This is a genomic window from Photobacterium sp. GB-210, from assembly GCF_003026075.1.
Taxonomy (GTDB): domain Bacteria; phylum Pseudomonadota; class Gammaproteobacteria; order Enterobacterales; family Vibrionaceae; genus Photobacterium.
On record NZ_PYNU01000002.1, the window covers coordinates 331,017 to 348,905 of the forward strand.

At 39.4% G+C, this 17,889-nt stretch carries 17 protein-coding genes and 1 riboswitch; of the genes, 14 read left to right on the forward strand and 3 right to left on the reverse strand.

The genetic code is table 11. The annotated features are described in order from the left end of the window. The first annotated feature begins 231 nt into the window (after positions 1–231). The 4 genes from pepE to C9J38_RS05160 all read left to right on the forward strand — a co-directional run bounded on the left by pepE (position 232) and on the right by C9J38_RS05160 (position 6,363). Positions 232–969, forward strand: a complete 738-nt coding sequence (gene pepE, locus C9J38_RS05145) for a dipeptidase PepE (protein WP_107206152.1) — start codon at positions 232–234, stop codon at positions 967–969. Between the two features lie 1,161 nt (positions 970–2,130). Then, positions 2,131–4,158 (forward strand): excinuclease ABC subunit UvrB, encoded by a 2,028-nt coding sequence (gene uvrB, locus C9J38_RS05150; protein WP_107206153.1) that lies wholly within the window; start codon positions 2,131–2,133, stop codon positions 4,156–4,158. A 402-nt stretch (positions 4,159–4,560) separates the two neighbouring features. Continuing rightward, positions 4,561–6,003 (forward strand): quorum-sensing sigma-54 dependent transcriptional regulator LuxO, encoded by a 1,443-nt coding sequence (gene luxO, locus C9J38_RS05155; RefSeq protein WP_107206154.1) that lies wholly within the window; start codon positions 4,561–4,563, stop codon positions 6,001–6,003. After that, the gene (locus tag C9J38_RS05160) at positions 6,004–6,363 is read left to right on the forward strand and encodes an Hpt domain-containing protein (RefSeq protein ID WP_107206155.1); all 360 of its coding nucleotides are present in this window, start codon (positions 6,004–6,006) and stop codon (positions 6,361–6,363) included. Here C9J38_RS05160 and yvcK read toward each other — a convergent pair. The 3 genes from yvcK to C9J38_RS05175 all read right to left on the reverse strand — a co-directional run bounded on the left by yvcK (position 6,325) and on the right by C9J38_RS05175 (position 8,343). Continuing rightward, a complete protein-coding gene (gene yvcK / locus C9J38_RS05165) occupies positions 6,325–7,221 on the reverse strand; it encodes a uridine diphosphate-N-acetylglucosamine-binding protein YvcK (RefSeq protein ID WP_107206156.1) in 897 nt (298 codons plus the stop codon). The genes C9J38_RS05160 and yvcK overlap by 39 nt on opposite strands. 106 nt (positions 7,222–7,327) lie before the next feature. Continuing rightward, positions 7,328–7,903 carry an LON peptidase substrate-binding domain-containing protein gene (locus tag C9J38_RS05170; RefSeq protein ID WP_107206157.1) on the reverse strand — a complete coding sequence of 192 codons (576 nt, stop codon included), beginning with the start codon at positions 7,901–7,903 and terminating at the stop codon, positions 7,328–7,330. 212 nt (positions 7,904–8,115) lie between these two features. After that, on the reverse strand, positions 8,116–8,343 hold the full coding sequence (locus tag C9J38_RS05175; RefSeq protein WP_107206158.1) for a hypothetical protein: 228 nt from the start codon (positions 8,341–8,343) through the stop codon (positions 8,116–8,118). Between the two features lie 184 nt (positions 8,344–8,527). Beyond that, positions 8,528–8,696, forward strand: a riboswitch (molybdenum cofactor riboswitch). Here C9J38_RS05175 and moaA point away from each other — a divergent pair. From moaA to oppF, 10 genes are all read left to right on the forward strand, one after another. Next, the gene (gene moaA, locus C9J38_RS05180) at positions 8,670–9,674 is read left to right on the forward strand and encodes a GTP 3',8-cyclase MoaA (RefSeq protein ID WP_158259265.1); all 1,005 of its coding nucleotides are present in this window, start codon (positions 8,670–8,672) and stop codon (positions 9,672–9,674) included. (Overlaps the previous riboswitch by 27 nt.) Before the next feature lie 90 nt (positions 9,675–9,764). Next, on the forward strand, positions 9,765–10,244 hold the full coding sequence (moaC, locus tag C9J38_RS05185) for a cyclic pyranopterin monophosphate synthase MoaC (RefSeq protein ID WP_005368821.1): 480 nt from the start codon (positions 9,765–9,767) through the stop codon (positions 10,242–10,244). Then, a complete protein-coding gene (gene moaD / locus C9J38_RS05190; protein WP_107206160.1) occupies positions 10,241–10,486 on the forward strand; it encodes a molybdopterin synthase sulfur carrier subunit in 246 nt (81 codons plus the stop codon). Before moaC ends, moaD begins: the two co-directional genes overlap by 4 nt. A 3-nt stretch (positions 10,487–10,489) precedes the next feature. Beyond that, entirely contained in the window at positions 10,490–10,933 is a 444-nt protein-coding gene (gene moaE, locus C9J38_RS05195; RefSeq protein WP_199189316.1) for a molybdopterin synthase catalytic subunit MoaE, read from the forward strand. Between the two features lie 529 nt (positions 10,934–11,462). Continuing rightward, positions 11,463–11,627, forward strand: a complete 165-nt coding sequence (locus C9J38_RS05200; protein WP_199187014.1) for a hypothetical protein — start codon at positions 11,463–11,465, stop codon at positions 11,625–11,627. A gap of 458 nt (positions 11,628–12,085) precedes the next feature. Then, entirely contained in the window at positions 12,086–13,717 is a 1,632-nt protein-coding gene (locus C9J38_RS05205; protein ID WP_107206162.1) for an ABC transporter substrate-binding protein, read from the forward strand. Positions 13,718–13,801: 84 nt separating this feature from the next. Further along, a complete protein-coding gene (gene oppB, locus C9J38_RS05210; protein ID WP_107206163.1) occupies positions 13,802–14,722 on the forward strand; it encodes an oligopeptide ABC transporter permease OppB in 921 nt (306 codons plus the stop codon). A gap of 16 nt (positions 14,723–14,738) precedes the next feature. Continuing rightward, entirely contained in the window at positions 14,739–15,650 is a 912-nt protein-coding gene (oppC, locus tag C9J38_RS05215; protein ID WP_107206468.1) for an oligopeptide ABC transporter permease OppC, read from the forward strand. A gap of 76 nt (positions 15,651–15,726) precedes the next feature. Further along, positions 15,727–16,692: an ABC transporter ATP-binding protein gene (locus C9J38_RS05220; RefSeq protein WP_107206164.1), complete on the forward strand. Its 966-nt coding sequence runs from the start codon at positions 15,727–15,729 to the stop codon at positions 16,690–16,692. Continuing rightward, positions 16,692–17,681 (forward strand): murein tripeptide/oligopeptide ABC transporter ATP binding protein OppF, encoded by a 990-nt coding sequence (gene oppF / locus C9J38_RS05225; protein ID WP_107206165.1) that lies wholly within the window; start codon positions 16,692–16,694, stop codon positions 17,679–17,681. Before C9J38_RS05220 ends, oppF begins: the two co-directional genes overlap by 1 nt. Positions 17,682–17,889: the final 208 nt, after the last annotated feature.

Here is a 17,889-nt window from a genome sequence, read left to right on the forward strand (position 1 = left end):
ATCAAAAAACACCCACTGCATATGACGCAGAAGTTATCAGTTTTTGGTTTTGTGTTTATTAATTGTTATTTGACTGTATGCCTTAGCCAGAAAGCTTGTGATGATGAGTTAAGTTTTCGCAAAATATGTTTGGATAGCTTGTAAAGCCGTTTTAAACCTCGTTTTATGTAAGGGCACTTGTGATCATCGTGTGAGATGATGGCATCATTGAATGAGCATAGGATAGATGTGATGGATATTTTATTATTGAGTAACGGTAAAATTGCAGGTAATACCCATGTAATGGAATTTGCGGGTGATGCAATTGTTGAGCAAGTTAAGCGAACTGGCGCTAAACATTTTCTTGTTATTCCTTATGCTGTGATTCGATCGAGTCATGATGATCGTGTGGCGATGGTACAAGCGACATTTGATCGTTTAGGTATTGATTGTGTTGCAACAGGTATTCATCAAGCAGCCGATCCAGTTAAAGCCATTGAGGAAGCTGAAGGAATTATTGTAAGTGGTGGTAATACATGGGTTTTAAATAAAAAACTTCATGACTTAGGTTTAGTTGGACCGTTACGTAAGGCGGTATTAGCGAAAGGTATTCCCTATATTGGTTGGAGTGCAGGTACCAATATTGGTTGCCCAACTATTCGTACCACTAACGATATGCCGATTGTCACCAGTGCAGTGCTAAGCTCACTTAACTTTGTTCCTTTCCAAATAAACCCGCATTATCTAGAAGCGTCGGTTGAAGGTCATATGGGAGAAACCCGTGATGAGCGTATTCAAGAGTTTTTAGAAGTGAATAAGCATGAGCCGGTTGTGGGGATTCCAGAAGGAACATGGCTGCAGTTATTAGATGGAGAGTTAAGCTACCACACAGCAAATGGTAAGCCATTAAAGCTATTCCAGTATGACGTTGAGCCTGTTTATTTTGAGGAAGGGCAAGATATTCAATTTATGATGGAATATAGCTGTTAATACATCAGACAATATTCTACTAAAGAAAAGCCAGCGTTATGCTGGTTTTTTTATAGTGGTTATGTGGAAGGCTTTCATTTTACAAAATTGCTCCCAGATGCTTATAAAATAATGCTTGATTTTTAGAATAGTAGATTTGACCAGTGTTTAACTTAGTTATCCACAAAAACTGTGGATAAGTGTGTTGATTTCATCTTGTAAACGTATTGGAGAGTGGTAGTTTGCATTCATCACTTTGTTATGTTTGAGAGGGATGATGATAAAAAGGTACTAATTTCAAATACTATTATTGACTAGATGCATATCTATAAGAGCCATTGTTAAGCAGACAGATATTACTGATGGTTGCTTTTCATTGAGCTAAAAAATTGAACAGAATAGGTATAAGCTGTGGATGTAAACGTTAATGTTTAATTGTTTTTTAAAGGTTAACGGTATGAAGCTTAGATGTTTCTTTGAAGGGGAGAGCATAATACGTGTTACAACATGGTCGGTCAATTGATCTGGATTCATTTTTCTGCTTTATATTAATATTTAGGTAATAATTTCATAAAAAGAGATAAAAAAAATCATATATTTTTTAATTTTTTTGCTCATTGTGAAATTCACCATTTAATAATATTAAATACAATATTGTTATTAATTAATGAGTTATGGTTTTATTTCTGCGGTGGTAAACATCAATATTCTGAAATTCAGAACGACATATAACCCTGGCTTATTTATCCTTCATTTATATTCACGTGGTAACTTTTACCTTGCCTGCCCTTCGCTTTATGATTCATTCCACATTAAGTTCCTGGATTCGAGTCAGGCATTTAAACTTATGATTTAAGATAAGGGTACTTAATGCCTACACGTCAAATTTAGCTTAACGTTTTGCTTATAAGTTGAGTTAGCTTTTTACAATATAATGTTGTTTGCTTCAATATTAGTTAGTTAAGACCCAAAGGGGGCTATTTACAGACTGTTGTAAATAGTTGTGGTCTTTTATTCTGTGAGTCATGTTTGGTGTTCAAACTCTTAGTATTCACTTAACTAATATTGAAGCTATTTTTTTATCTGCAATTTAGTTTCTTCATCGCAAGTATTTCCAGTAGTTGACATTACTAATGGTCTATCCACAATGTAAACAGTAATTTATTGCTGGATATGTAATTTATGAGCGACTTATTTTCTCTTGCTTCTGAATATTCACCATCAGGCGATCAACCTACCGCTATTGCTCAATTGGTTGATGGTTTAGATTCAGGACTAGCGCACCAAACGTTACTTGGCGTAACAGGTTCAGGTAAAACTTTTACCGTGGCTAATGTTATTGCCCAAGCTAATCGACCGACTTTGATCCTTGCACCAAATAAAACGTTGGCAGCACAGTTATATGGTGAGATGAAAGAGTTCTTTCCAAATAGTGCTGTAGAATACTTTGTATCCTACTATGACTATTACCAGCCCGAAGCGTATGTGCCTACAACGGACACATTCATTGAAAAGGATGCGTCGGTTAATGCGCATATTGAGCAGATGCGACTATCAGCAACCAAAGCATTAATGGAACGACGCGATGTTATTATTATCGCTTCTGTGTCTGCGATCTATGGTTTGGGTGATCCTGATTCTTACCTAAAAATGATGCTACATGTTCGGCGTGGTGATTTTCTTGATCAGCGTGACATTCTTCGTCGTCTGGCTGAGTTGCAATATACCCGTAATGATATGGCCTTTGAGCGCGGTACTTTTCGAGTTCGTGGGGAAGTGATTGATATTTTCCCTGCAGAGTCAGAAAAAGAAGCGATTCGTCTTGAGTTATTTGATGATGAAGTGGAATGTATTTCATCCTTTGATCCCCTGACTGGCAGTATCACGCATCGTGATATGCCGCGTACTACTATTTACCCTAAAACACACTATGTGACGCCACGAGAGAAAATCTTAGACGCGATTGAAGGGATAAAAAAAGAACTGGTTTTGCGCAAAGAGCAGTTTTTAGGAAACAATAAACTCGTCGAAGAGCAGAGAATTAGTCAGCGCACACAATTCGATATTGAGATGATGAATGAGCTAGGTTTTTGCTCTGGTATTGAAAACTACTCACGTTATCTTAGTGGGCGTGCTGAGGGTGAGCCACCACCAACATTGTTTGATTACTTACCTGCTGATGGCTTACTGATCATTGATGAATCACACGTAACTGTGTCGCAAATTGGCGCGATGTACCGTGGTGATCGCTCTCGTAAGGAAAACTTAGTTGAATATGGATTCCGTCTTCCTTCTGCGCTTGATAACCGACCGATGAAGTTTGAAGAGTTTGAATCGTTAGCGCCTCAAACGATTTATGTGTCAGCCACACCGGGTAATTATGAGATTGAAAAGTCGGGTAATGATATAGCAGAGCAGGTGGTACGCCCAACGGGATTACTTGATCCTGAAATTGAAGTACGCCCTGTTGGTACACAAGTGGATGATTTGCTTTCTGAAATACATATTAGAGAGAAAAAAGGTGAGCGAGTATTAGTTACAACCCTTACTAAGCGTATGGCAGAAGATCTCACTGAGTACCTTACAGAGCATGGTGTGAAGGTGCGTTACTTACACTCTGATATTGATACCGTAGAGCGGGTGGAAATTATTCGCGATTTACGATTAGGTGAGTTTGATGTGCTAGTGGGCATTAACTTATTGCGCGAAGGGTTAGACATGCCCGAAGTGTCATTAGTTGCGATTCTAGACGCTGATAAAGAAGGTTTTTTGCGATCTGAACGTTCATTAATACAGACGATTGGTCGAGCTGCTCGTAATATAGAGGGTAGAGCGATTCTGTATGGTGACCGTATTACAGGTTCAATGGCGCGTGCAATTAACGAAACCCAGCGACGTCGTGAAAAGCAAATTGAATATAACCTTGAGCACGGTATTACACCTCAAAAGTTGAATAAGAAAATTGGTGACATTCTTGAATTAGGCGCTCCAAGTTCACGAGGAAAGTCGCGAAATAGAGCGGCAGATCTTCACAAAGTGGCAGAAAGCAAAGGAACGTATTCAGCGCTTTCGCCACAAGAGCTCGAATCACAAATTCAAGTACTGGAAAAACAAATGTACGACTTTGCACAAAATCTTGAATTTGAACAAGCGGCAGAAACACGCGATAAGATCCATAAACTAAGGCAGCAATTTATCGCCAATAGTTAATTGGTTATTGGCTATTTTTCTTGTGGATCTTGAATTTTGGGTAAAAAAAAGCCAACCGATAAAAAAGGTTCGGTTGGCGTCATTGTTTTAGTGAAAAAAATCCACAAACAACGTCAGTTGGCTAGGTTGACTCTTAAATTAAGAGTCACGTTATATAAAGCATGTAGTGTGCCAACTTTTAAAAGTCGTATTTTTTTATACAATCCAGCGTGTTTTCTGTCTTTGGGTAGCACTTATTTGCTTGTGCTACAGCACAAATAAAAACAAATATTCGCAATTTGCGAATCAATTTGCGAGTCAATATGAGATAATTGAAAAAAAAGAAATCTATCCCCCATATTTTTTTCTATTGATTACAATTAGTTTAAGGGGCTTGTTTTAGGAGGAGCAATGGAGAGCAGAATGCAGCAACGCCAAGTATTAATGGTTGAAGATACAGCGTCAGTTGCGGCCTTGTACAAATCTTACTTAAACCCTCTTGGACTTAATGTAAGCATTGTTGGTACAGGGAAGGAAGCACTGAGCTTTATTCAAGATATAATTCCTGATCTAATTTTATTAGATCTCCGTTTACCTGATATGACGGGAATGGAAGTGCTTGAACGTGTGAGAAAAGAGCACGGTAATGTTCCTGTTGTAATAATGACTGCACATGGTTCGATTGATATAGCGGTTGAAGCTATTCGTTATGGCGCACAAGACTTTTTAATTAAACCTTGTGAGGCTGATCGATTACGAATTACGGTAAACAAAGCGCTTAAAGCCGAAAGTAAATCGAATACCAGTACTCAATCCAAGCAATCAGATGGAGCACAATACCAAGGATTTATTGGTAATAGTTTACCAATGCAGGCGGTATATCGCGTTATTGAATCTGCAGCTTCAAGTAAAGCGACGGTATTTATCACGGGTGAAAGTGGTACGGGTAAAGAAGTGTGTGCAGAAGCGATTCATGCAGCCAGCCCACGTCATGATAAACCGTTTATTGCTCTAAACTGTGCTGCTATACCTAAAGATCTCATTGAAAGTGAATTGTTTGGCCATGTAAAAGGTGCCTTTACAGGAGCTTCAACGGAGCGACAAGGTGCCGTTGAAATGGCACATCATGGTACGCTAATGCTTGATGAGCTATGCGAAATGGATCTTGATTTGCAAAGTAAATTGCTACGATTTATTCAAACTGGAACCTATCAAAAAGTCGGCTCATCAAAAATGAGTAGTGTTGATGTCCGTTTTGTTTGTGCAACTAACCGAAACCCTTGGGAGGAAGTGCAAGAAGGCAGATTTCGAGAAGATCTTTACTACCGTTTACATGTTATTCCTATCTCTTTACCGCCGTTACGGGAGCGTGGCGGAGATATTATAGAGATTGCTCATGCATTATTAGGTTTGATGTCGTTGGAAGAAGGTAAAAGCTTTAGTCGTTTTTCTGAGCCAGTTTTACGGTTATTTGAGTCCTACTCTTGGCCTGGTAATGTACGTGAATTACAAAATGTGATCCGTAATATTGTGGTTTTAAATACTGATGATGAAGTCAAACTTGAAATGGTTCCGCCGCCTATTAATTCAATTAACGGTGTAGAAATTGCATCTTATCCTAAGGCTCTACCTGAGAAAGTACAGAGAGAAAGCCTTGCTGATGAATCTATTTATTCACATGATCATCATAAAAATAAAATTGAGCCGCTCTGGGTTGTAGAAAAAAGAGCGATACAATGGGCGATTGATGCTTGCGATGGCAATATTCCAAGAGCCGCAGGCTTACTAGAAGTCAGTCCATCAACGATATATCGTAAATTGCAATCTTGGCAAGACACTAATACCAGTGCTAGGGAGATGGATTAAATGCCAACAACGATAAATTCTGAGACAATTAAACGCCTTGCTGATGAAGTTGGTGAGGACACCGTGTCATTGCTATTAAATGTTTTCAGTGATGAATTAGAACAGTATTCAAAGCAATTATCGGCACATCCTTCCGTTGATCAAATTGGCGAAATTAGCCATGCAATAAAAAGTAGCGCCGCAAGTTTTGGCGCGGACGATTTAGCATTAATGGCACAAGAATGTGAATATCGAGTAAAACAAGGACAAGATGATTGGATGATTGACCATTTGCCTGAATTTAGACAAATGGTCGAAGGTATGGTGGTTGAATATAAGCAACTAGCAGGAAACAATGAGCTTATCAACCGCATGCTTTAACTTGTCTCGGTCATGTCTCCACTCATGATTACTGGATGCAAGATCTTCAATTTGCAGATTAAATTTATTGTTTAAATCTGTATGAAGTTTATCGGTCAAGATTGTATCTATCTTGCGTCCATTCATTGCTCTTTCACACCAATGTAACATGGTCTCTAGTGACATTTTCCCAGCAGGGCCATGTTCCTTATCTAGGTTAGTAATAAACACGATTTGTGCGTTACTGTTTTTTAACGCGATACCTAAATCACGTAACAGTAAGATAGGCATAACGCTTGTTAAGAAACTACCAGGGCCGAGTAATATCAAATCAGCTTGATTGATTGCGTTTAAAGCTTCTTTTGTTGCCGGCACTGCGGGCTTAAGATAAAGACGTTTAGGTACTTCTTGTAATTCATCAACACTGGTTTCACCATTTATAATCTCGCCACTGTAGGTAATGGCAGCGAGATCTGATGGGTGTTCTGACATTGGAATGATCTGAGTTTCAACATTTAGCATATCTCGGATCAGATTAATGGCATCAAGTGGGCGAATTGAGAGGTTATCTAATGCTGTAAGCATTAAGTTACCGAGGTTATGACCATTCAACTCACCATTACCTTTAAAACGGTATTCAAAAATCATCGAACCAATCGATGGCTCTGTAATTAATTGATTAATACAGTTACGCATATCGCCCCAAGCAATACCGCCTTGGCAAGCTCTAATACGACCCGTTGAACCACCATTATCGGTTGTTGCGACAATACCCGTTACTTTTGAACCGTAACAAGAAAGCGAGGATAAGATCCGTCCTAGGCCATGACCGCCACCGATGGCAACAATATTCTTTTTCAATTTATCTGCCTTAAGTATAGTGTTGGCTTTTTAATATTGCTTATAAGCGTTCAGGTTATCAAAAAATGTATTGTATTGCATTTTTTGCTGTGTAAATTACCTGTGGTATCTCACTTAAAATAGATTAGTGGCTTGTTTTAATCATACTCATTAAATAATCGTAAGTATTCAAACAGGTTGGCTTATTGAGTAAATGCTGCTTATCGATAGTAGGTAACGGTAATATTTCTAACCAACGTTGACATAACCAGCTGAGGTTATTGAAGTCTTTGGATTTGTATAGCTCATCAAGATCAGGGAATTTTTCAAACATTTTCTTCAGCCGAATCGCAAGTAATTGTTGCTCTTTATTGATTGCGATTTCTTCCCAGCAGGGTAAAGGCGTCGTTTCTCCCCAAAAAACACCATCGGTTGTTTGTTTTATCGACTGGATCTTAAAGTTATTATGACCTGAAACGGTGAGTTTTATAAACGGGGAGCCTTGCTCTTGGTTGAAATCATCAATCGTGACACGAGTACCGATATGAAATAAATGTTGAGCTTCCTTTCGATTGCTATACATACAAATACCTAACCCATCTTTTGAAGCGAGTGCCGCTTTCAAGGTAGGTGTTTGATCGACTGGCGAGATATAGATTTGCATCCGACCAGTAGGAAGAACATGGCGCTTTTGAAAAAGTAGCGGTAATACTTTAGCCATAAGGAACTCCATAGTAAGATTAGCAATGCCTAGCTATGTAGACAATGCAAAACTAATGCCGACTAAAAGTTAAGGCGTTCACGTGGCTTTATCATTGAGTTCATGAGCTTTTAATCAAAGTGTGTCTGCTTTTGACTTAATTTTAAGTTAATCAAGCTTAATGTTGATTGCAGTTTGAAAATCAACATTTGCAAAATAACATTAGTTCAGTGTTATTTTTGACGCTCAATTATTGATAATGCCGTGTCGGTAGGAAGCAGTTCTAAATGCCCTAACTCATCAAAATACCAACCTTTTATGAGCCCTTTATCACGCATATCTATAAAACCATCAATGACTTGCTGAGCAGCATTTTGTGCTGACTCTGCATCAATACCGTCTTCTCGCTGTAAATAGAGAGCGATATCTTCGATTGAAGCCGATTCCATTATATTTGCCATAATACCCTCACTTTTATTGGTAAATTGTGGCTTAAATTATTAACTAGTATTGTCGTGATCTTACTCGAAAGGTAGAATACAGAGTGTTTTTTTCCAATATTTGTCAAATACGGAAAAACTCTGATACTTTTATATTAAGAAATGCTGTTGTGTAATATTATTTCAAGGAATGATTTGCTTTGCATAACTGCCATAACTCCGAGCATTTTTCACTAAGTTACTAAGTGATGTTGGACATTATATATACGTCCAAAAGTTGATAGGTGATTAATGCCAGTGACGATTTGTCACCAGGGTTTATTTAGAAATGAATTGACCTCCCGTATTTGGAAAGGTGTTCCGTGGCGAAACAATTAGAAGATAGTTTCCATCGTAAGTTTTACTACTTGCGACTCTCTGTTACAGATGTCTGTAACTTCAAATGTACCTATTGCTTGCCAGATGGCTATCATCCAACAGAAAAGAAAAAACCTTCTTTTCTAACATTGGATGAGATTCAGCGAGTTGCATCAGCGTTTGCTGAGTGTGGCACCAGTAAAATACGTATCACAGGTGGTGAGCCGAGTTTACGTCGTGATTTTACTGATATCATCAAAACGGTAGCTGAAATTCCTGGGATCAATAAAGTAGCGACAACCACTAATGGTTATCGTATGGCTAAGCACGTCCACGAATGGCGCGATGCTGGCTTAACGCATATCAATGTGAGTGTTGATAGTCTTGATCCTAAAATGTTTTATCAAATTACCGGTGAGAATATGTTCCATCAGGTAATGGATGGCATTGATGCGGCTTTTGATGCTGGCTTTGAGCAAGTTAAAATCAATACGGTACTTCTTAAAGACCTTAATTCACAAGAGTTACCTAAGTTTTTAGAGTGGATTAAAACTCGCCCAATTCAATTACGTTTTATTGAATTGATGCAAACTGGCGAAATGGACAGTCTTTTTCAAAATCATCACCTTTCAGGGGTGAGTATTCGTAATCATTTGATCGCTAATGGTTGGCTACTGAAAATAAAAGGTAGTAATGATGGCCCAGCACAAGTTTTTTGTCACCCCGATTATATGGGCGAAATTGGCTTGATCATGCCTTACGAAAAGAATTTCTGTCAAAGCTGCAACCGTTTACGAATTTCTGCGAAAGGCAAATTACATCTTTGTTTGTTTGGTGAACAAGGTGTTGAGTTGCGTGATTTACTGGCAAGTGATGATCAAAAAGAATTATTAATTGCACGTATTCAAGCAGGGCTAGGTGAAAAAGCGGTAAGCCATTTCTTGGATGAAGGCAAAACAGGTATGACGCCAAACCTAGCATCCATTGGCGGTTAATTCTGTCTACTTTTCCTAATTTTAGAGAACCTAGTTGAGATAAATATCTCTACTAGGCTTCGTATCGCTTCGTTGAGGAACGATTAAATAATGAATCAATTTACACACATTAATGCATCAGGTGAAGCCAACATGGTTGATGTTTCTGCTAAAGCGGAAACCGTTCGTGAAGCACGTGCAGAAGCTTTTGTTCATATGGCAGCAGAAACGTTAGAGCTGATTGTGTCAGGTCAGCATCATAAAGGTGATGTGTTCGCAACAGCGCGCATTGCTGGCATTCAAGCGGCCAAAAAAACATGGGATCTGATCCCACTTTGTCATCCGTTGCTACTTTCGAAAGTTGAAGTACAGTTAGAAGCGATTCCAGCTGAAAACAAAGTCCGTATTGAGTCTTGCTGTAAGCTAGCGGGTAAAACGGGTGTAGAGATGGAAGCATTAACTGCTGCTTCTGTTGCTGCATTAACGATTTATGATATGTGTAAAGCGGTACAAAAAGATATGGTAATTAGCCAAGTGCGTCTGCTAGAAAAAACAGGCGGTAAATCAGGTCACTTTAAGGTAGAAGCATGATTAAGGTTCTCTTTTTTGCTCAAGTAAAAGAGCTTGTAGGTACTGATAGCCTTGAAATTGATATGGTTTATTCTACAGCTGATGCGCTACGTGAAGCATTGGCAACACGTGGCGATAAATGGCAATTGGCATTAGAATCAGGCAAGTTACTTGTTGCTGTCAATCAAACTATTTGTTCACTAGATACGCCATTAACTGATGGTGATGAAGTCGCATTTTTTCCACCAGTAACAGGGGGATAAGTGATGATTTCTGTTCAGTTTGATGATTTCTCGGTTGCTGATGAATATGAAAAGTTAGCAGAAGGCACAGAAGCTGGTGCCGTTGTAACTTTTATCGGTAAAGTACGTGATTTTAACCAAGGTGATGCCGTAACGGGGCTATCTTTGGAGCATTATCCTGGAATGACGGAAAAATCGCTTCAAGAGATCGTTGATCAAGCACACCAACGTTGGCCATTGCTTAAAACACGTGTCATTCACCGTGTAGGTGATTTGGCATTAGGTGATCAGATTGTGTTTGTGGGTGTAACAAGTGCCCACCGTGGCGCAGCTTTTGAAGCGTGTGAGTTCATCATGGATTTTTTAAAAACCCGTGCACCTTTTTGGAAAAAAGAACAAACACCAGAGCAAAGCCGTTGGGTGGATGCTCGAGAAACGGATACATCAGCCGCTGAACGCTGGAAATAGCAAATGAATAAAAGAAAGGAGCCGCAAGGCTCCTTTTTTTTACTTATAAAGCAGTAGATGGTTCTAGGTTATTGCGATTGATCATTCTTCTTGTTTTTATCACGTGTTATCACGCTAGATGGTACGTAATTAGGGCGAAAACGTGATGGACTTGGGCGTGACGCACAACCTACTGGTCTCATAGAATACTCTTTAAAATGGAATTAAGTGGGTTATTCTTTAATATTTTTTAAATAAAGCATAAATACTTTACATTAATAATATTACCCCTCTTTTTTATGTTTTGTATGTAAAATCATGGATAAACATGTCGATATAATAAAACTATCTATCAGTGAAATTGTTAATCATTTTTAGTTATTTAAAAATAAGAAATAAAGTTTTATGGCAGATTAGAGGCGAACTGTGTAGATGTGTGCCATATTTTAAATGCGGTTAGTTATTAAATAGAAATTAGTTGCTGGTGTTAGACCAAGCAGGATAAGTGGTAATTGAGGTCTACTGGCATAGCTTGACAGCGGAGGGTTCAATGAAGCACAGACGCGTATCTAATAAAAAAATGAAACAAATTATGCATGATATTGGTATGACAGATCAGCCAGAGGATAATGAGTCGCAATTGTTATTAGAGCAAAGAGAGCAATCAGTAAGTGACGATAAACAATTGATTCAGTTAGATAGCGAAAATAAGTAATTTCCCCATATTTCCTATAATAGTTGAATAAAAAAGCATCGATAGTATCGATGCTTTTTTGTGCGTGAAACAAAAATGTAAATATAATGTTGCTTTAGTGTTTAGTTTTTTAGGTTTCATAAGCTGCATTTTGGGTTTTTATTGAGTTTATTTACTGCTTATTTGGTTATATGTTGGTTTTATATAGTGTTATTTTCTATTTTTTGAGTGTTTATAGAAATGAAACGTTAATTACATTGTTATTAATAGTATTAAAAACTGATGAATAGTGATCTTATTAGCATAAAGAAGCTTTTAATTGTTAAAATATGGTAAATATATTTATATTCTGGTAACGTTTTGAATAATTCTTCGGTTTGATCGGCCTGTTTTAGGATAAAAACTAGCCAATAAAGCTATTTAGAGTAGCCAAATGAAGAACGTCACGGACGTAATAAACTGATGTATTGGAGTAATGCATGTACAAGAATAAAATCACTCAAGCACTCATGATGAGTGCAAGTTTTGCCGTAGCCGCCACTTCTTTTTCTTCTTTTGCGGCACAAGTACCCTCTGATGTAAAACTTGCTGATAAGCAAGAGCTTGTTCGCGGTAATGGAACCGAGCCAGAATCGCTAGATCCGCAAAAAGTATCAGGTGTACCTGAATCAAATGTTATTCGTGATTTACTTGAAGGGTTAGTAAACCAAGATAGTAAAGGTAACTTAGTACCAGGTGCCGCTAAGTCGTGGGATACAACAGATAATAAAACTTGGATCTTCCACCTTCGTGAAGATGCAAAATGGTCTAATGGTGATCCTGTTACGGCGGATGATTTTGTTTATACATGGCGCCGTTTAGCGGATCCAAAAACAGCATCTCCTTACGCGTCATATATTCAAATGACAACAATGGCAAACGCCGAAGATATCATTGCAGGGAAAAAACCAGCAGATACATTAGGCGTTGAAGCGGTTGATACACATACTTTAAAAGTAACATTGGATAAGCCAGTGTCTTACTTCGCATCCATGCTTGTTCATACTTCAATGAAACCTGTAAATCAAAAAGCAGTGGAAAAGTTTGGCGATGATTGGACGAAAGTAGGTAACTATGTATCTAACGGTGCATACAAGTTAGATAAGTGGGTGGTTAACGAGCGTATTGTACTGACTCGTAATGAGAATTACTGGGATAACAAAGATACCGTTATTAACAAAGTAACGTTCTTACCGATTGAAAACCAAGTTGCTGCAATGAACCGCTTCTTAGCGGGTGAGCTAGATATGACGTACGAAATGCCAAACGAGCACTTTAAACGTCTGCAAAAAGAATACCCACAAAATGTGAAAGTTACGCCATATCTATGTTCGTACTACTACGAATTTAATATGACACGTAAACCTTTTGATGATGCGAACGTACGTAAAGCACTGTCATATGCCATTGATCGTGATGTATTGGCGAAATTTATCGTAGGTAAAGGAGAAACGCCGGCTTACAACTTTACACCATTGGCAACCAATGGCTTAGACGTTGATATGCCTGAGTACTCGAAGCTTGATCCAAAGCAACGCTTAGCGAAAGCAAAAGAGTTATTGAAAGCGGCGGGTTACGACCAAAATAATCCTCTGAAATTTAGCCTGCTTTACAATACATCTGAAAACCACAAGAAAGTGGCTGTTGCGATAGCTTCAATGTGGAAAAAAGGCTTAGGCGTTAGTGCAACGCTAGAAAACCAAGAGTGGAAGAGCTACCTCGATGCTAAACGTCAGGGGAACTTTGATGTTTCACGTGCAGGCTGGTGTGGTGACTACAATGAAGCATCAACATTCCTAGCTATTATGCGAAGTGATCATTCACAAAACTACCCGAAATATTCAAGTGCTGATTACGATAAAGCGATTGATGATGCGGTACTAGCAACAACAGATGCACAGCGTTCTGCTGATTATAAACAAGCTGAAGCAAAACTTGCTGCAGATATGCCTATCATGCCTATCTACCATTATGTTAATGCGCGCTTGGTTAACCCTCAATTAGGCGGTTACCCAATGGAAAACCCAGAAGATAATATCTACTCAAAAGATATGTACTTCACAGCGAAATAATTCGCGCTAAATAAAAATAATAATATGCAGCCTTCGGGGAATGAAGGCTGCTTTTGCACTCACAGCAATTACACGGTAGCGTTTATGTTTAAATTCATAGCTAAACGGATTTTAGAAGCCATACCGACTTTATTGGTATTGATCACAATTTCTTTCTTCTTGATGCGCTTTGCACCAGGTAATCCTTTTTCAAGTGATCGTCCTCTTCCACCTGAGGTTATGGCAAATATCGAAGCGAAATACGGCTTAGATAAACCAGTTTTAGAGCAATACACCACCTATCTTGGCAATATTGTCCAAGGTGATTTTGGTCCGTCTTTTAAATACAAAGATTTCACTGTTAACGAGTTGGTGGCAAAAGCCTTACCTGTATCGGCAAAAATTGGCTTCTTCGCCTTTATTTTTGCGTTAGTGATGGGGGTAGCTGTTGGCACTATTGCGGCGTTGAAACAAAATACCTGGCTCGATTATACAATTATGTCGACAGCGATGGCGGGGGTGGTTATGCCGTCCTTCATTCTCGCACCGGTTCTTATCTACATATTCTCGATTAAGTTGCAGTGGCTACCTGCGGGTGGTTGGCAAGACGGCTCTACAAAATTTGTGTTGCTACCGATGTTTGGTATGGCGCTTCTCTACGTCGCCACGTTTGCCCGTATTACTCGTGGTAGCATGATTGAAACGTTAAACAGTAACTTCATTCGTACTGCGCGTGCGAAAGGGTTAAGTTACCCTTACATCGTCATTAAACACGCTTTAAGGCCTGCACTTCTTCCTGTTGTTTCTTATATGGGGCCTGCTTTCGTTGGCATCATTACGGGTTCTGTCGTTATCGAAACCATTTTTGGTTTACCGGGTATTGGTAAGCTATTCGTAAATGCAGCGTTTAACCGTGATTATTCGTTAGTACTTGGTATTACTATTTTGATTGGTTCATTAACCATTATCTTTAACGCCATTGTGGATATTGTTCTCGCAACAATTGACCCTAAGATCCGTTACTAAGAGGCTAATAATTATGATGTTAATGAAAAAAGATAGTGTAGAAGCCTTAGAGAACTTTTCAGAAAACTTGGAAATTGAAGGCCGTAGTCTTTGGCAAGATGCGCGTGTGCGTTTCATGCGAAATAAAGCGGCAATGATTTCTTTAGCGATTTTATTCTTAATTACCTTTGCTGTTATTTTCGGTCCAATGTTTAGCCAGTATGCGTTTGATGATACTGACTGGTATGCGCTACATGCCGCGCCATCACTCGGTGCTGAAGGGCACTTTTTTGGTACTGATAGTTTAGGCCGTGACTTATATACTCGAACCCTGATTGGTGGGCGGATCTCACTGATGGTCGGTATTTTAGGTGCATTAGTCGCGGTGGTGATTGGTACGCTATATGGTGCCGCATCGGGATTCATAGGCGGTCGAACTGACCGTGTGATGATGCGTATTCTAGAGATTTTATATTCAATCCCATTTATGTTCTTCGTGATTGTTTTAGTGACGTTTTTTGGTCGTAACATCATGTTGATATTTATTGCGATTGGTGCCATTTCATGGCTCGACATGGCCCGTATTGTTCGCGGTCAAACCCTGTCTTTACGTGGCAAAGAGTTTATTGAAGCAGCCCATGTTTGTGGCGTGAGTCGCTGGCGTATTATCACTCGCCATATTGTGCCTAACGTCTTAGGTATTGTGGCGGTTTACTCAACGTTACTTGTTCCGTCAATGATTCTGACTGAATCTTTCCTTAGCTTCCTAGGCTTAGGGGTACAGGAACCAATGACAAGTTGGGGTGCTTTACTACAAGAAGGTTCACAAACAATGGAAGTGGCTATTTGGCAGTTGATATTCCCTGCAAGTTTCATGGTTGTGACACTGTTCTGTTTTAACTACGTGGGTGACGGCCTACGTGACGCATTGGATCCAAAAGATAGATAACTGGATGAAGCTGGCTGGCAACACATGCTGCTAGAACAATAAAGTTGATCAGCTTGCTTCATTATAAGGACGTAATATGAGCTTATTAGATGTAAAAGATCTGCGTGTCGAATTTACCACGCCTGACGGTATTGTTACTGCGGTTAACGATCTTAATTTCTCGCTGAACCTTGGAGAAACCTTGGGTATTGTAGGTGAATCAGGTTCAGGTAAAAGCCAAACCGTTTTTGCCATCATGGGGCTACTGGCGAAGAACGGTAAGATCAGTGGTAGTGCTAAATTTGAAGGTAATGAAATTTTAAATATGCCTGAAAAGGCGCTGAATAAAATTCGTGCAGAACAAATCGCGATGATTTTTCAAGACCCGATGACATCGCTAAATCCCTATATGAAAGTGAGCGATCAGCTCATGGAAGTATTAATGCTGCACAAAAACATGAGTAAGTCTGAAGCGTTTGAAGAGTCTGTTCGCATGTTGGATGCGGTTAAGATCCCAGAAGCACGTAAACGGATTGGCATGTACCCGCATGAATTTTCAGGCGGTATGCGCCAGCGTGTGATGATCGCAATGGCGTTATTGTGTCGTCCTAAGTTGTTGATTGCTGATGAGCCGACAACAGCACTTGATGTAACCGTTCAAGCACAGATCATGGAATTACTGAATGATTTGAAGAAAGATTTTAATACTTCAATCATAATGATCACTCACGATCTTGGTGTCGTCGCGGGGAGCTGTGACAAAGTACTTGTGATGTATGCCGGTCGAACGATGGAATACGGTAAGATCAATGATATCTACTATCAACCAAGCCATCCTTATACCGAAGGTTTATTGCGTGCTATCCCTCGTTTAGATACTGAAGGGGAGGAGTTACCAACTATTCCTGGAAATCCGCCGAATTTATTACGTTTACCTACGGGGTGTCCATACCAAGATCGATGTCATCGTGTATCAGCACGTTGTAAACAAGAGTCGCCGATCTTAACTCCGTTCGATGATGGTCGTTTACGCGCGTGTTTTTCTGATATGAGGGCATGGTAATGAGCACAGAAAAGAAATTATTATTAGATGTAAATGATCTTAAAGTTCACTTCAACATTGCAGCAAAATCTGCTTGGCCATGGACACCGCCACTTAAATTAAAAGCCGTTGATGGCATTAATATTCGTATTTATGAAGGTGAAACACTCGGTGTAGTGGGTGAGTCTGGCTGTGGTAAATCCACTTTTGCTCGTGCTGTTATTGGTTTAGTTGAAGCAACGGATGGGCAAGTGGTCTGGCTTGGTCAAGATTTGACAAAGTTGAAGCGTGAAGCTTTACGAGAGAAGCGTAAAGAAATTCAAATGATCTTTCAAGATCCATTAGCATCATTAAACCCACGTATGACGGTGGGTGAAATTATTGCAGAGCCATTAAAAGCGTTTTATCCAAAGCTTTCAGCTGATGATGTAAAGCAGCAAGTACAAGCGATGATGACTAAAGTGGGTTTATTACCTAACGTGATTAACCGTTATCCTCATGAATTTTCTGGCGGGCAGTGTCAACGTATTGGTATTGCGCGGGCATTGATCTTAAAACCTAAAATGATCATTTGTGACGAGCCGGTATCAGCACTTGATGTATCGATTCAGGCTCAGGTAGTTAATCTACTTAAATCGTTACAAAAAGAGATGGGTCTTAGTTTGATTTTTATTGCTCATGATCTTTCGGTTGTGAAGCATATCTCTGATCGTGTGTTGGTGATGTACTTAGGTAATGCGGTTGAGATGGGGGAAAGTGAAGCCCTGTTTGCCGAGCCTCAGCACCCTTATACCAAGGCATTAATGTCTGCTGTGCCAATCCCAGATCCAGAATTGGAACGTAACAAGCATATCGAATTGCTTGAAGGGGATTTACCGTCACCAATGAACCCCCCTTCAGGCTGCGTATTTAGAACCCGTTGCCCAAATGCCACATCATTGTGTGCAGAGCAACAGCCGCAACTAAAAGGTAACGATGTTCATGCGGTGTCATGCTTACATGTAGCGTAAATTGTGTTTAATTACAAAAAGCGGCTTTCTATATAGAAACCGCTTTTTTATTGGTAATTTTTCAGTTGCTCTGTGATGTTCTTATTTTGATACAGAATATACACAGCGCGTTTTAACGCATTGCTTAAGCTTTCATTCATTGTGACTTCAATGCAATCTGCCGTGATATTCTTCTGTACATTATGCTCGCAAACACGACGTTGATTGA